General features: G+C 70.4%; 9 protein-coding genes and 5 pseudogenes. 8 read left to right on the top strand and 6 right to left on the bottom strand.

Annotated features, from left to right (window positions below):
• Nucleotides 1-23 precede the first annotated feature (23 nt).
• On the bottom strand, nucleotides 24-1,622 hold the full coding sequence (locus tag ACZ4U4_RS29840) for an alkaline phosphatase D family protein (RefSeq protein ID WP_467880713.1): 1,599 nt from the start codon (nucleotides 1,620-1,622) through the stop codon (nucleotides 24-26).
• A gap of 451 nt (nucleotides 1,623-2,073) precedes the next feature.
• Between ACZ4U4_RS29840 and ACZ4U4_RS29835 the strand changes: the two genes are divergently transcribed.
• On the top strand, nucleotides 2,074-2,820 hold the full coding sequence (locus ACZ4U4_RS29835; protein WP_467880710.1) for a GntR family transcriptional regulator: 747 nt from the start codon (nucleotides 2,074-2,076) through the stop codon (nucleotides 2,818-2,820).
• A 374-nt stretch (nucleotides 2,821-3,194) separates the two neighbouring features.
• On the top strand, nucleotides 3,195-3,443 hold the full coding sequence (locus ACZ4U4_RS29830) for a hypothetical protein (protein WP_467880772.1): 249 nt from the start codon (nucleotides 3,195-3,197) through the stop codon (nucleotides 3,441-3,443).
• A 336-nt stretch (nucleotides 3,444-3,779) separates the two neighbouring features.
• On the opposite strand, the pseudogene ACZ4U4_RS29825 reads toward ACZ4U4_RS29830, so the two are convergent.
• Nucleotides 3,780-3,992 (bottom strand): annotated as a pseudogene (locus ACZ4U4_RS29825) (DUF1330 domain-containing protein); the annotation flags it as partial.
• Nucleotides 3,993-4,368: 376 nt separating this feature from the next.
• On the opposite strand from ACZ4U4_RS29825, the gene ACZ4U4_RS29820 reads away from it, so the two are divergent.
• A complete protein-coding gene (locus ACZ4U4_RS29820) occupies nucleotides 4,369-5,721 on the top strand; it encodes an MFS transporter (protein WP_467880767.1) in 1,353 nt (450 codons plus the stop codon).
• A 96-nt stretch (nucleotides 5,722-5,817) separates the two neighbouring features.
• A pseudogene (locus ACZ4U4_RS29815) lies at nucleotides 5,818-5,982 on the top strand (IS5/IS1182 family transposase); the annotation flags it as partial.
• Between the two features lie 209 nt (nucleotides 5,983-6,191).
• On the opposite strand, the gene ACZ4U4_RS29810 reads toward ACZ4U4_RS29815, so the two are convergent.
• The 4 genes from ACZ4U4_RS29810 to purB all read right to left on the bottom strand — a co-directional run bounded on the left by ACZ4U4_RS29810 (nucleotide 6,192) and on the right by purB (nucleotide 12,554).
• Nucleotides 6,192-8,579 carry a virginiamycin B lyase family protein gene (locus ACZ4U4_RS29810; protein ID WP_467880707.1) on the bottom strand — a complete coding sequence of 796 codons (2,388 nt, stop codon included), beginning with the start codon at nucleotides 8,577-8,579 and terminating at the stop codon, nucleotides 6,192-6,194.
• Between the two features lie 729 nt (nucleotides 8,580-9,308).
• Nucleotides 9,309-10,466, bottom strand: coding sequence for an ROK family transcriptional regulator (locus tag ACZ4U4_RS29805; RefSeq protein WP_467880704.1), 1,158 nt, complete (start codon nucleotides 10,464-10,466; stop codon nucleotides 9,309-9,311).
• An 88-nt stretch (nucleotides 10,467-10,554) separates the two neighbouring features.
• A complete protein-coding gene (gene mug / locus ACZ4U4_RS29800; protein ID WP_467880702.1) occupies nucleotides 10,555-11,118 on the bottom strand; it encodes a G/U mismatch-specific DNA glycosylase in 564 nt (187 codons plus the stop codon).
• Nucleotides 11,119-11,120: 2 nt separating this feature from the next.
• Complete coding sequence (gene purB / locus ACZ4U4_RS29795) at nucleotides 11,121-12,554, bottom strand: adenylosuccinate lyase (protein WP_467880765.1); 1,434 nt, start codon at nucleotides 12,552-12,554, stop codon at nucleotides 11,121-11,123.
• Between the two features lie 457 nt (nucleotides 12,555-13,011).
• Between purB and ACZ4U4_RS29790 the strand changes: the two genes are divergently transcribed.
• The 4 genes and pseudogenes from ACZ4U4_RS29790 to ACZ4U4_RS29775 form a co-directional block, all read left to right on the top strand.
• On the top strand, nucleotides 13,012-13,299 hold the full coding sequence (locus ACZ4U4_RS29790; RefSeq protein WP_467880699.1) for a hypothetical protein: 288 nt from the start codon (nucleotides 13,012-13,014) through the stop codon (nucleotides 13,297-13,299).
• A gap of 358 nt (nucleotides 13,300-13,657) precedes the next feature.
• A pseudogene (locus ACZ4U4_RS29785) lies at nucleotides 13,658-14,068 on the top strand (replication initiator); the annotation flags it as partial.
• A 4-nt stretch (nucleotides 14,069-14,072) separates the two neighbouring features.
• Nucleotides 14,073-14,315 (top strand): annotated as a pseudogene (locus ACZ4U4_RS29780) (replication initiator); the annotation flags it as partial.
• Between the two features lie 49 nt (nucleotides 14,316-14,364).
• Nucleotides 14,365-14,565, top strand: a pseudogene (locus tag ACZ4U4_RS29775) (hypothetical protein); the annotation flags it as partial.
• Nucleotides 14,566-15,147: the final 582 nt, after the last annotated feature.

Below are 15,147 nucleotides of genomic sequence, written 5' to 3'. Positions count from 1 at the left end.
GAGAGCATTCGTGACATCGGGCTCTACTGTCCTACCCGTCCCGGCTGCAGCACCTGGCTGAAGAGCACCTCGTCGCCGTTCCGCCCGTCGCCCGGACCGCTGTCCCGCCGCAGCCGGACCGTCAGCTCGCCGCTGCCGCCGTCGATGTCGATCTCACCGAAGTACTGCGGCGACTCCGCGGGGGAGGTGTTGGCGCGGTCCGGTGCCTGGACGAACGCCTGCCGCGGGCCGAACGTGCCGTCCAGCTCCACCGCCGGAAAACCGCCCGCGTGCAGCGGCCCCGACACGAACTCCCAGAACGGCTCGAAGTCCTTGAACGCCGCCCGCTCGGGCGCGTAGTGCTGCGCCGAGGTGTAGTGCACATCCGTCGTCAGCCACACCGTCCCGGTGATCCGCCGGTGCTTGATGTGCCGCAGCAGCTTGGCGATCTGCAGCTCCCGGCCCAGCGGCGCGCCGGGATCGCCCTGCGCCACCGCCTCGAAGTTCTCCTTGCCGTCCGCCACGACCAGCCCCAGCGGCATGTCCGACGCGATCACCTTCCACACCGCGCGCGAGCGCGACAGCTCCCGCTTCAGCCAGCGCAGCTGCTCCGCGCCGAGAATGCCCTGCGGGTCGTCGGTCTGCCGCCCGGGTGAGTTGGCGTTGCGGTAGCGCCGCATGTCCAGCACGAACACGTCCAGCAGCGGACCGTGGTGCACCACGCGGTACACCCGGCCCTCGCGTCCGGGGCGCAGCGTACGGATCGGGAAGTACTCGCTGAACGCCCGCAGCGACCGCGCCGCCAGCACATCGGCGTCCTTGACGGTGTACCGGTCGTCGTCCAGCAGCTGCCCCGGGTACCAGTTGTTGTGCACCTCGTGGTCGTCCCACTGGGTGATCGTGGGGACCTGGGCGTTGAACGCCCGGAGGTTGTGGTCCTGGAGGTTGTAGCGGAACGCACCGCGGAACTCGTCGGTCGTCTCGGCGACCTTCGCCTTCTCCTCGGTCGTCACATTCCGCCAGATCCGGCCGTCGGGCAGGGTGACCTGCGCCTCGATCGGGTTGTCGGCGTAGATGTTGTCGCCGCTGCACAGGAAGAAGTCCGGATCGCGGCGGCGCATGTCCTCGTAGATGCGGTAGCCGCCCCGGTCGGGGTTGATGCCCCAGCCCTGCCCGGCCAGATCGCCCGACCACAGGAACCGCACGCCGTCGCGGCGGTGCGCCGGGGCGGTCCGGAAGGTGCCGGTCAGCGGCTCACCGGAGCGCCGCGGGTCGTCCGGGTCGGCGAGCCGTACCCGGTAGTGGATCTGCCGGCCGGGCGGCAGACCGTGCACCGCGGTGACGCCGGTGAAGTCGGTGCCGGCGCCGATCACCGGGCCGGTCCAGGTCCGGGCGCTCCGGAACGCCTCGGTCGCCGCCGTCTCGACGATCATCCGGGCCGGGCGGTCGGAGCGCACCCACACCAGCCCCGACGTCGCCGTCACATCGCCGACCTGGGTGCCCCAACGGGCCACGGGGCGTCCGCTGCGGGCCTGGGCGGGCGCGGCGCAGGACAGGGTGGGCAGCGTCAGGGCGGCGGAGCCCACCGCGGCGCCGCGCAGCAGTGTCCGCCGTCCGAATCCGCCGCCGGATCCCGGTGCCATCAGATACCTCCGTGAAGTCGTACAAATGAGCTGACGTCCCGTTCGTACAGCGCCACGGTGCCGGGTCGGCCAACTCCCGGTGAACTCCGGCCGACCGCCACACCGCGCACCGGCCCATGGTGGCAAGCCCGCGCAGTCGGGGCCACCCACCGGAGGGGACCTTGACGGCTCCGCTACACGGAACGGGACGACCGGTATCCGGACTCGCGCCGCCTCTCTCGGCCCGGTCCGCCCACCGGAGCGCGCGGCCCCGCCGGTGAACTGCCGAGTCCCGCGCCCCTCCCGGCGATTCCCCCACTCCTGGCCCATTGGTCTTGACCAAGGGTGGGGGCGGGCCTATCGTCGGCGATACTGCAACAACCTTTAATAAAGAAGCGCTCATAACCGGTCCGCCCATGGACAGCGGGAGCGGAGCGCGGCCCTGCGGGGCACGGCCGAGGCGGAGGACAGGGTGGGGACCACGCAGCTAGAAACGGTGCCGGAGCCGAAGTACTGGCACCTCAAGACCGTACTCAGCGAGGCGTTGGACTCGGAGTTCTCCGTCGGCGAGATCCTGCCCAACGAGCGTGATCTGGCGGCCCGGTTCGGCGTCGCCCGGGCCACGCTCCGGCAGGCGCTGGAGCAGCTGGAGCTGGAGGGTCGCCTCCAGCGCCGCCGCGGGGTGGGCACCACCGTCGCGCCGCCGCGCGTCGGCGTCGCCGTCGACCCGGCCCGCCACACCTGGCCGGGCGCCGCCGGGGACCACTGGGAGCCCGTCGACGCCGGCACCACCGACGCCCTCCCGGCGCCCGTCGCCCGCCTGCTGGAGGCCGAGGCGGGCGCGCCCGTGCACGTCGTCCGCCGCAACCGCGTCACCGCCGGCCGCCCGGTCGCCGCCGAGCTGCTGTACATCCCGGCGGCGGTGGTCCCGGGCTGCGCGGAGATCGCCGCGGTCAGCGCCCCGGCCCGGGCCCGTGCGGTGCTGGACGCCCTGGCCGCCCGTGAGCTGGAGGGCCAGGACCGCACCGTCGAACTGGGCTCGGCCAGCGCCGAGGACGCCAAGGCGCTCGACCGGCTGCCCGGCGCACCCGTCCTAGTCGTCACCACCCGCTACGTCTCCGGCGGCCGCCCCGCCGCCGTCGCGGTCTCCACCTACCGCGCCGACACCTGCCGCCTCACCTTCGGCGAGAGCGAATCGGTCTCCCTGCTCGCCGGCTGACCGCCGCCGCAGACCTCGGGCCCGTACCGCCACCCGGCGGTACGGGCCCGAGGCGTTTCCGGGGCCGGGCCCACCGCCACGGGGCCGATGGGCGGCCGCGCTCCCCGCCCCGTAGCAGAGAGAATTCTTTCGGGGGTGCGGAATGGGTAAATCGGAATGTGACTCTCTTGCTATTTCCTTGAAATGGAAATGAGGGTGCCGAGAATATCGTATGCCCGGTCGGGGCTGGAAATGATTGATTCCCTGGTCGGGGTGGATGTGAGGCAAAGGATCACGCCATTTCCCTTGCGGGGGTGTGTGCGGTGAATGGGGAAAGGGGGGTCCGGGTAGCAACTCGACCGAAGGGGAAATTCAAAAAACGGGAGGGAAAGATCATGGCTGGTCCTTACGGCGTCGCCCCGAATGAGGTCAAGGGAAACATCCCCACGTGGGCGGGTGGTCGCGAGACCAAGGTGAGCGTCGAGTGTGAGGCCGACGGCAGGTTCGAGATGACGGCGGGCGGCTCCCCGACCGAGACCAGCGACGTCAAGAAGGGGCACAACGAGTTCAAGCGTGCCTTCGGCGGCGTCGAGCTGGCGGTCAAGAACCTGACCTCCGAGAACATGACGGTGACGACCGAGTAGTCGGTCGCACCTGCCTTGGGTGTTCGATACCGGCCGGGGGGAAGGGGAACGCCGGTCACCGTGGGGAAGGGAGCGGAATTCGCACTCCTCCGCGGTGTGTCCGGGATTTCGACAATCCGCTTGCGCAGGGCGCCGAGCATACCGGAAAGGCGTTCTGCGAGTAATTGCTGAACGGCCGGTGCCGGATTCACCTGGTCCCGTCGTTCGGCGCCATATTCCTGGCGCCGAACGACGGGGAAGGCCGGGTGGTCGAATACGGCGGCCGTGCAGCACAGGTCTGGAGAGCCGAGGCGGAACAGTGCCCCTGCCTGGAGCCGGGCAGGGGCGCATCCGCGCGTACTCGGGGGACGCGTACCACTCCTTGGCGCGGTCCGCATCGGGGAACTCGACGACGACCATGCGGAGGGACGAGGGTCAGGCGCCCTCCAGGGCTTCGGGCACGGCGCCCCGGGCCAGGTAGTGGCCACCGTAGGGGTGGAGGTACGACCCCGCCAACGCCCGGTAGGTGCCGGCGACTTCCTCGTCCACCACGGCGACCTCGGAGATCACATAAGAGGTCGCGCGGATAGGTGCTCCGCGACGACGGACTCCCCGTGCCTGGGGAGTTCTGGCGAACGGTTCTACGCGTCAGTGCATGAGGCATCAGGCGGTGCCTGCCGGCCCGCTCCCTTGGTAGCGTTCAGGGCATGTCTGCTGCTTCGTGCGCGGCCGCTTGCGCCGCGGTGACCAGGACGTCCCGCTAGCGGCGGGGCGTTCGACTCACAGACCTTCTTGGACGTCCAGCCGCTTCGTGATCAGACCGGAGCGGCACGTTCGTGCTGCTCAGAGCTTCCTCTGAGCGACGGAGCACCTGATGCTTCCAGGCATCCTTTCTTCACGCGGGCACGGCCCGTCCCTTGCACGTGCATGGCTGGTGCTGTGCGCGATGTCCATGCTGCAGTTCTTCATCGCGGTCGACGTGACCGTGGTCAACATCGCCCTGCCCTCGATCGGCGCCGACTTCAACGTTGACGGGCACACCCTGACCTGGGTCGTGGTCGGATACACGGTCACCGGTGGCGGGATGCTGATGCTCGGTGGCCGGCTGGGCGATCTGCTCGGGCGGCGGCGCGTGCTGCTGCTCGGTACCGGCCTGTTCGGCTGCGCGTCCCTGCTGGCAGGCATGGCCCCTATGTTCTCCCTGCTGGTGGTCGCGCGCCTGCTGCAGGGCGCCGGTGAGGCCATCGCGCTGCCTGCCGCGATGGCCACCATCGTCCTGATGTTCCCCGAAGGCCCGCGCCGGTCGCGGGCTTTGAGCGTGTGGGCGGCGGTGGCCAGCTGTGGTCTCGTGCTCGGATTCGTCCTGTCCGGGATCATCACCGCTCACCTGGGGTGGCGGTGGATCTTCCTGGTCTCGATTCCGTTCATCCTGGTCGTGCTGCTGGCAGCCGTCCTCCTGGTCGAGGGTGACCGGCCCCTGACCAAGGACGCCCCGCCGCTGGACCTTCCCGGCGCACTGCTGCTGACCGCCTGCCCGCTGTTGCTCATCTTCGGCGTGGTCGAGGCGGGTGAACCCGGAACGCCCGCGTGGGTGGTCCCGGGGGCACTGGCCGGGGCGGTGGCCGCCGGGGCCTGGTTCGCGCGGGTTGAGGCATGCTCGCGCAACCCGCTGCTGCCGCTGCGCTTCTTCGCCAACCGCGCGCGTGTGGCGGCCAACCTGACCACGATGTTGCTGAGCGGGGGGTTGTCGACCTCCTTCCTGCTGTTCACCTTCTACCTGCAGGACCGGTTGGGCGTCGGCCCGCTGGGCGCGGGCCTGACGATGCTGCCTCTGGCCCTCTCGCTGATCATGTTCTCCACGCTCGTGCCTCGTCTGCTGGGCCGCTGGGGAGCACGCGTGTGTGTGCTGGCCGGTATCGGGTTCACCGCTGCCGCGATGGCCGTGATCGCGCTCGTCTCCGCCGTGGGGGCAGGTGGGGCGGCGATGATCCCGGCCATGCTCCTGATCTCGGCCGGTATGGGGTTCGGCATCGTGGGGCTGCAGTACGTCGCGGTCAGCGGCGTCACCGAGGACGACGCCGGGATCGCCGCGGGCGTCCAGCGCGCGGCTGACCAACTGGGCGGTGCGACCGGGTTAGCGGTCTGCGTCGGAATCGGGTTCGCTCCAACCCTCCATTCCCTCGATCCGTTCCTGGTCGCCACAGTGCTGGCCGCAGCAGGGCTCGTGACTGGTGCGGTGGTGGCCTGGCGCATGCCCGCGCCGGCTCCCGCAACCAGCCTGCAGGAACAGGCCGGATAACTCTCGCCCCGCCGGGGTGTGCCGTCCTGACCGGCAACGCGGCACACCCCGGCGGGACTTGCTGGTCAACGCCCGAAACGGCCGAGCGAAGGTCACGTGCCCGTCCTGCCCTCCTCCCTCACCGCCCCTTTGTGGGACCAGTTCCAAGCCCTCCTGCCCAAGCGGGAGGCGGCCGCTCATCCGTTGGGCTGCCACCGCCCCCGCGTCCCCGACCGGGTCGTGTTCGACAAGGCCCTGGCCCGCCTCGTGTTGGGCTGCGCCGGGCGGCGGGAGCGGCGGGAGCGTCACTGGCAGAGGCTGCTGCGACGCGAGAACCATGTCCGGAGCTGTCCCATGGAACATCGTTCGCTCGATGCCCCATCTTCGGCGTCCAAGTCGTTCACTGGAGTCGATGCCTTGCGCGCGATGCGGACGCCGATGCGCTTGCCGTGTAAAAAAGAAGCCGCAGTTGCGGGCGTGGACCACCCGAATCAGCGCGTGCCCACATCCAGCGTCCAGTAGTGCTGGATTTCGGTGCTGCCCGATGGGCGGGCCTGGTGGTAGTAACCCACGCCGGCTTCCATGGCCGTGCAGTTGAGGATGAGGTTGCGGTGCTGCCAGCCCCATGCCGAGTCCCTCTGCATCCAGTACTCCACTGCCTGAGCAGGACTGGGGGCAGGCTCGGGCTGCCCCCACTGGAAGTAGACGTTTTCCCCACGGAAAGTGTGGTAGCCCGCAAGGTCCATGGGTTCGCCGGTTTCCCCTACCAATTTCCCGTCAGGACCTCGATGCATGTTCAAGTCCTGCTGGACCTGGGCGCTGGGAAGGGTGGACAGGTAACTGCTGTGGTCGTACGCGATGTCCCTGAGCTGCTGGGAGAACTGGAAGGGGTTGGGGCAGCCGCTCAACTTCGCTTCTCCCTGCGGATCCGGCTCAAGAAGGGGAAACAACTCCGGGTGCGTCCGTGCGCGGTTGACCAGATCGGAGAGCTCTTGCTCCAAGGGATTCGGCGTGGGGCCGCCGCCCGAGGTGACCTGTCCGATCCTGCCGCTGAAATACTCGGTGAACCACAGATTGCCATCCGGGCCGGACGCCATACCGAACGGGTGACCATTCGCGGTGGGCAGCGGGAATTCGGTGACGGATCCTGTCGGGGTGATCCGCCCGATCCGGTTGCCCGTGGACTCGGTGAACCACATGTTTCCGTCGGCTCCGGACGCGATGGCGTGCGGGGAGCTGTCCGGGTTGGGCAGGGGGTATTCGGTGACGGCTCCCGCCGAAGTGATCCGCCCGACCTGGTTGCCCCTGGACTCGGTGAACCACACATTCCCGTCCGGGGCGGCCACGATGCCGGTCGGTCCGCTGTCGGGGGTCGGCAGGGGGAATTCGGTGACGGATCCCGTGGGAGTGATCTGCCCGATCTTGCCACCCCAGTAATCGGTGAACCACAGGTTTCCGCCCGGTCCCGCCACGATCCCCAGCGGGCGACTGCCTTCGGTGGGCAGGGGGAATTCGGTGATGGTCCCGCCCGGGGTGATCCGCCCGATCTTTCCGTCCCAGTACTCGGTGAACCACACATTGCCGTCGGGCCCGGCCGTGATACCGAACGGGAAGGCGTCCGAATGGGGAACGACGAATTCGGCGATGTCCCCGGCCGGGGTGATCCGCCCGACCGTGCCGCCGAAGTGCTCGGTGAACCACACATTGCCGTCGGGCCCGGCCGCGATGCCGAACGGGAGGCTGACCGGGGTCGGCAGCGGGAATTCGGTGACGGATCCCGTCGACGTGATCCGCCCGATCCGGCTGCCGGTGGACTCGGTGAACCACACATTGCCGTCCGGCCCGGCAGCGATCCCGAGCGGATGGCTGTTCAGCACGGGCAAGGGGTATTCGGCGAGGGACCCGTCGGGCGTGAGTCGCCCGACCAACCCCCTGTCGTATTCGGTGAACCACAGGTTCCCGTCCGGTCCTACGACGATCCCGGTCGGCCCGCTGTCCCCGGGCGGCAGGGGGAATTCGGTGACGGACCCGTCCGGAGTGATCCGCCCGACCTTGCCGCCGAGGTACTCGGTGAACCACAGGTTCCCGTCCGGCCCCGCCACGATCCCGGAGGGCTGGCTGCCCGCGGTGAGCACGGGGTGCTCGGTGATCTCCCCGCCCAGGGTGATCCGCCCGACCTGGTTACCGGCGCCCTCCACGAACCACAGGTTGCCGTCCGGCCCGGCCGCGATGTCCCACGGGGAGCTGTTCGGGGTGGGGGTGGGGCTTTCCGTGATGTCACCGCTCGGGGTGATCCGTCCGATCTGGTTACCGGTGGACTCGACGAACCACAGGTTGCCGTCCGGCCCGGCCGTGATCCCCGTCGGTCCGCTGCCCGCGCCGGTCAGCGGGTGTTCGGTGATGGACCCGTCCGGGGTGATCCGCCCGATCATCCCGCCGCCGTACTCGGTGAACCACAGATTGCCGTCCGGTCCGGCGGTGATGCCCCACGGGAAGCTGTTCGGGCTGGGGATGCGGTATTCGGTGATGGATCCGGCTGGAGTGATCCGCCCCAGCATGCCGCTGTCGTATTCGGTGAACCACAGGTTCCCGTCCGGGCCTGCTGTGATCCCCGTCGGCCCGCCGTCCGGGGTGGGCAGGGGATATTCGGTGATGGCCCCGCCCCGGGTGATCTGTCCGACCAGCCCCCTGTCGTACTCGGTGAACCACAGAGTGCCGTCGGGCCCGGCCGCCACGTCCCAGGGGTAGGGGGCGCTACCTGGGGTGGACAGGGGGTATTCGGTGACGATCCCGGGGAGGGCTGCGGCCGACGCGCCTGCCTGGAGGGAATGCGGCAGACGGCCTGGACGATGGCCGTGCGGGGTGAACGGTGTGGGCATGGGAAAACCTCATCCGCGTTCCACGCGGCACCAGCCCCAGTACCGGGGCGCCGCCGCGGCATGGTGGCCGAGCCGGGCCCGGTGCTGAACGGCGACGCCGGCGTGAGATGTTCGCGATCGCATCCCATGCACGCACCGTGTGCGACGAGCACGACTGGGGCTCAACACCCGTACTGCTTCCGCTTTCAGGCTGTTGCCCCGCGTGGGTGATCGCAACTTGCGCGTCCCGCCCTTCAGGCGCCGAGTTCAGACCTGGCCGCAGGGTGAGAAGAGGACGGCCTTCGTGGAGACGGCGCCCGACCGCTTCGGCGGCCGTGCGATCCCTCAGGTGGTTGCGGCCCCAGCGACGACGGACGCCTCCGTCGAAAAGAGCCTCCGGGACGGCATGGAGCGGCTTCTCCTGATGGTCGACGCCTGCGCCGTCCGCCCCCCCCGTACGCGTCGATGACAACGTCCGGACCGAGCCGGTCGGGAGCCTGATGGCATGAGCAACCCGACGACAGACCCAGCTTTCCTGCACGACCCCTACCCGGCCTACGTGGTGCAGGACGCGTGGGTGGCGTTGGCCGGCGCGGTCATCGTGATCCGCAGACTCCTACGCCGGGGCTGGACGACTTACCGGTGGGATGCCCGCCTGGGCCGACGGCCCTGACCTACCCGCGCGACCTCTCAGCAGGCATCCGAGCATGCTGCCGGACAGGCCGAGCGGTGGGCCGGGGGAGTGCCCACCTACCGGCGCCCCGTCACCGTCCCCTCCACCGCGAAGAGTTCGCCCTCGACATGGTCGAGCGCGAGGCGCAGTGCGCCGGTGGCGACCGCTGTGTCGCCCAGTTCGGACAGGGCCACCTGCGGCGGGCGCAGGCAGTAGCGCGCCAACTCGTCGCGGAGCGGGCCGAGGACGCCCGCGAGGCCCGTCGCCCAGCCGCCGATCACCACCAGCTCCGGATCGAGCGCCAGCACCAGCGCCGCCACATGGTGCACCAGGCGCTGGAGGAAGCGGTCCATCGCCTCCTGGGCGAGGGCGTCGCCCTCGTGGGCCAGCGCGAACACCTCGGCGACCTGCGCCTCGTCGAGCGGATGCAGCGGCTTCCCGGTCGTCGACAGCAACTTCTCCGGCGTCGCCTCCCGGCCCAGCAGATGGAGCGCACCGATCTCCCCGGCCGCGCCGCCGAAACCGCGGTGCAGCCGCCCGCCGATCAGCGCACCGGCGCCCGGGCTCAGCCCCGCGAGGACGAAGACGACGTCGTCGCTGCCGGTCGCCGCGCCGGTCCAGTGCTCGGCCACCGCCGCCGCGTTGGCGTCGTTCTCCACCAGCACCGGGCACCGGAACGAGCGGCGCAGCCGTTCACCGAGCGGCAGCCCCGTCCAGCCGGGCAGCGCGGTGCCCAGCCGGACCGTGCCGTCGGCCTCGACGATCCCCGGGCTGCCCACCCCGACGGCCCGCAGGGAGCGGCGCGGCACCCCGGCGCGGCGCAGCAGTTCGGCGACGGCGGTGCGCACCCGCTCCAACCGCTCGTCCGCACCGGCCCGTGCGTCGACGGTGCGCCGGTTGGAGTCCACGACGTTGCCGCCGAGGTCGGACAGGAGGACGGAGACGCGGTGCGGGCCGATCTCGATGCCCAGCAGATGCCCCGCCTCGGCCCGGAACCGGAAGCGGCGCGCGGGCCGCCCCTGCCGGCGCGCCTCGCCCTCCTCAGCGGCCGCCTCGGCCACCAGCCCGGTCTCGATGAGCCCTTCGACCACGCCCTCGACCGTCGGCCGGGACAACCCCGTCACCTGGACGAGATCGGTGAGCGTGGGGGAGTCGGCGGCGCGCAGCGCATGCAGCACCACCGCCGAGTTGATCCGTCGCAACAGGGAGGGGTCCCCGCCGGTGAGCCGCCCCAACGTCCGTCTCCTCACCTCGGTGTGTGGCGGATCGTAGCCGGTCAGCGCGGTCCCGGCGAGCCCCGGACACCCGCCGCGGGGGGCTGATTCAGCCCCTGGGCGCGGCCTCCTCGTCGAACGCCGCCGCGCGCAGCCGCCCGTACTCCTCGGCCATCGCCGCCACCGTCCACCGGGCGTTGAGACCACTCGGGTTGGGCAGCGCCCAGATGCGGGTGGCGCCCAGGGTGCGCTCCTGCGGGCCGATGGCCGCGTGCCGGTCGCCGAAGGCGGTGCGGTACGCGGTGACGCCCGCGACGGCCAGCCAGCGCGGACGCAGCCGCGCCACCTTCTCCGCCAGCAGCCGGCCGCCCTCGCGGAACTCCTCCGCGGTCAGCTCGTCGGCCCGGGCGGTCGCCCGCGCCACGACATTGGTGATGCCCAGCCCGAACGAGGGCAGCTCACCCTGCTCGGCCGGGGCCAGCAGCCGCGGGGTGAAACCCGCGGCGTGCAGCACCGGCCAGAAGCGGTTGCCGGGCCGGGCGAAGTGGTGCCCGGTCACCGCCGTCATCAGGGACGGGTTGATCCCGCAGAACAGGACCCGCAGGCCGGGCGCCGTCACATCGGGGACGTGACGGCCGCGCCCGGCCTCCAGCTCCTCAGGGGTGAAACCCACGGTCAGAGGATGGCGCCGGGCGTGTACGCCGCGGCTTCCGGGTGCTCCCCGGCGATCTTCCCGATCCGCTCCACCACGGACGCGACCTGGTCGGCGGCGGCACCGGTGAACGACAGCTTGTCGGCCATCAGCGCATCGAGCTGCGCCCGGTCCAGCGGGATACGGGAGTCGGCGGCCAGCTTGTCGAGGAGTTCGTTGCGCTCCACGCCCTGCTCGCGCATGGCCAGCGCCGACGCCACCGCGTTCTCCTTGATCGCCTCGTGCGCCTCCTCGCGGCCCACCCCGGCCCGCACCGCGCCCATCAGCACCTTGGTGGTGGCGAGGAACGGCAGGTACCGGTCGAGCTCACGGGCGACGACGGCGGGGAAGGCGCCGAACTCGTCGAGCACCGTCAAGAACGTCTCCAGCAGACCGTCCAGCGCGAAGAACGCGTCGGGCAGCGCCACCCGGCGGACCACGGAGCAGGACACGTCGCCCTCGTTCCACTGGTCGCCCGAGAGCTCACCGGTCATCGAGGCGTAGCCGCGCAGGATCACCATCAGGCCGTTGACGCGCTCGCAGGAGCGGGTGTTCATCTTGTGCGGCATCGCCGACGAGCCGACCTGACCGGGCTTGAAGCCCTCGGTCACCAGCTCGTGGCCGGCCATCAGCCGGATCGTCTTGGCGAGCGAGGACGGCGCGGCCGCCAGCTGCACCAGCGAGGTGACGACGTCGTAGTCGAGGGAGCGGGGGTAGACCTGGCCGACGGAGGTGAAGGCGCGGCCGAAGCCCAGGTGGGCGGCGATCCGCTGCTCCAGCTCGGCGAGCTTGGCGCCGTCCCCGCCCAGCAGGTCGAGCATGTCCTGCGCGGTGCCGACCGGGCCCTTGATACCGCGCAGCGGGTAGCGCGACAGCAGCTCCTCCAGCCGCCCGTACGCCACCAGCAGCTCGTCCGCCGCGGTCGCGAAGCGCTTGCCGAGGGTGGTGGCCTGCGCCGCGACGTTGTGCGAACGCCCGGCCATGACCAGCTCGGCGTGCTGGGAGGCGAGCGAGCCGAGGCGGGCCAGCACGGCCACCGTGCGGTCGCGCATCAGCTCCAGCGACAGCCGCACCTGCAGCTGCTCGACGTTCTCGGTCAGGTCGCGGGAGGTCATCCCCTTGTGGACCTGCTCATGGCCGGCGAGGGCGTTGAACTCCTCGATCCGGGCCTTGACGTCGTGCCGTGTGACCTTCTCGCGCTCCGCGATGGAGGCGAGGTCGACGGTGTCGAGGACCCGCTCGTAGTCCGCGAGGGCCGACTCGGGCACCTCCACACCCAGATCCTGCTGCGCACGCAGGACGGCGAGCCACAGCTTCCGCTCCAGCTTGACCTTGTACTCGGGGGACCACAGCACGGCCAGCTCGGTGGAGGCGTAGCGGCCGGCCAGGACATTGGGGATGCGGGGCTTCGCAGTCACAGCAGTCACATGGCCAGAGTTTACCTTTCGTCTTCAGCGGTTCGTTACCGTCCACCACGTCCATAAAGTCCAGGTCAGAGGCGACTGGAGCACCGTCTCGCACCCAGAGTGTGAGACACGCGTGAGGCGAAACGGCCCCGGGCCGGTGATTCCAGCACCGCCGGGGCCTTACGAAAAAACCCTTCCGGCCAAGGGAGCCGAACCCGCGCAAGACCGTAGCTTGACCGCCGAGCCGGGCGGCTCCGAGCGGCTGTCGTCGAAGCACACGCCGGCCGTAAGGAGGGCGTCGCTCTGCATCCCGGCCGACCGTGCCGGCCCCCTGTGCCCGCCCGCCTCGGCGGGTGGGCACAGGGCCTCGGGCAAGGGCTCCGACAAGGGCACCAAGGGCGATACCTCCGCCGACGGTGGGTGCCGGAACGACGAGGGGGCGTCGTTCGGGTCCGATCCCGGAGGGGGCGTGCCAGAGGGCTACGAGGTTCCGTCCTCGGCGCCGAAGTCGGTGCGTCGGGCGAGACGTGGGAAGCGCGCCCCGGACCTCCTGGAATCCCAGAGCGACCGGTACCGCGTCTACGACCGGCTTGCCGCCGGGCCGCCGGATGGAGCGGCACGGTGCCGCCGGCAGCTGCTGGAGCTGTCCCGGGGCATCGCCGTCCACCCGTACCGGCGGACGGTGGCGGCGACGCCCGCGGGCCGGGTGGCGCTCAAGGAGCGGGCGCGTGCGGCGGCCGTGGAGGGGCGGCGGTGACGCTGACCGAGCGGCAGCGCCGCGTCGCCCGGGCCCTGCGCGAGTGGACCGTCGAGCACGGCGAGGAGCCCTCCATACGGGGGCTCGCGGATGCTGTCGGTCTGAGTGTCTCCACCCTCAGCTACCACCACCGCACGCCCGACCACCACAATCCCCCGCTCCGAACCGGACACGGCCACGCTGCCCACGTTCACCGGGTGCCGCGACCTGCTCGGCCTGGTGCGGCAGCTGTCCTCCCGGGGTGGCTGCGCCCAGCTGATCCGGCTCGAAGGCCAGCGCACCGAGATCGACGCCTTCACTGGCGAGATCCTGCGCAAACTGACGTCCAAGAAGCTGCCGCCGGGCACCTGTTGGCCCGCTGCGGCAACCGCCGCTCCACCCGCTGCCACTGCGGACACACCCACACCAAGGACGCCCACTTCTCGGCAGCCCGCTCTCCCCCGAGCCGTACGACTACACGGGCGCCGTACTGTGGAACGCCTACGCCCACGCCTACGCCCACGCCCTGTGGGCCCGCTTCATGCTCCACCTGCGCCGCACCATCGCTGGTGCCGTCGGTGTCCCACAACGGCTGCTCCCCAAGTTCGCCCGCGTCTCGTACGCCAAGGTCGCCGAGTGCCAGCAGCGCGGACTGATCCACTTCCACGCCGTGATCCGACGCGACGGCCCCGCAAGCTCCTACGGCCCGCCACCCGCATGGGCAACCCCCGAACTTTTGGCCGCCGCTATCCGGCTCGCGGCCACGCGCGCCCGCATCGACGGCCCAGGGGTCACTGGCCGCGCCCGCTCCTTCGCCTTCGGCAAGCAGACCGACGCCAGGATCATTACGATCCTCCGCCTTCCAGGGCGGGGCCACGATCACCGAGGGGAAGGTTGCCGGATACGTCGCCAAGTACGCCACCAAGGGCACCGAAGCAGCCACCGGCACCCTCGACCACCGGCTGAAGAGGATCACCGACCTCTGGATCGAGTCCGTGCGCGAGCACGCCGCCCGGATGATCCGCACTGCCTGGGCCCTCGGCGCACGCGACGACCTCAAGCACTTGAACCTGCGCAAGTGGGCACCTGCTCCTGGTGCGGGGAGTCGAACTCGTCGTCATCAAGGAACTCCTCGGCCACTCACACATCGGTGTCACCGCCACCGTCTGCGCCCACGTCCGACTCCGCCTCCAGCGCGACGCCATCGACACCCTCAGCACTGCACTCGGCTCCCTGGAGGCCATCGATGATGGCGACGAACCGTCTCGCTCCGCCCTCGTCCGCTGACGTTGCCGTCAGCTACTGCCGTCAAACACCACGAGGTCCTCCCGAAAGCTCGGGAGAGCCTCGTGGTAATGGTTACGAGAATTCCGCCAACCATTCCCAGTCGCCGGGCAGGGACCTGTTCCCGTTGGGGTTGCGCAATTCGATGCCGGGGTGGATCCCTCCGGCGCTTACCCACCTCTTCTTGTCGGCCGACAAGAAGAGGTGGGTGTCGGTGGCGATGATGCTCGCTGGGCCCGTTGGGGTCTTGGCTGACTGTGAGGTCCGTGAAGTTTTTGTCGTCTTCAGTGGTGATGGTGGTGACGGCATCACGTGTGGTGGTTTTGCCGGTTTTGGGGTCGGTGGCTGTTACCTTGTCGCCAGTCTTGACGTCCTCGATGTCTTTCTCTTTGCCCTCTGCAAGGGCAACCCGGGTTCCGGGGACGAAGCTATGGCAGGGTTCGCCTTCCTTGTCAGGGAACCTTCCGCGCTGCCGCTGGGGAGGCTGCCGCCGTCCGCTTCGCCCATGATGAGACCGGCTCCAATCTCTGCACACACCGGCAGGGCGGCCAGACAACTCGGTGCTGCCAGGGCAGCGACCGGTGC

The sequence above is a fragment of the Streptomyces sp. NPDC029159 genome, from assembly GCF_055564055.1.
The sequence above is the reverse complement of the archived record's forward strand: the minus strand, read 5'-3'. Positions and strand labels throughout refer to the sequence as shown.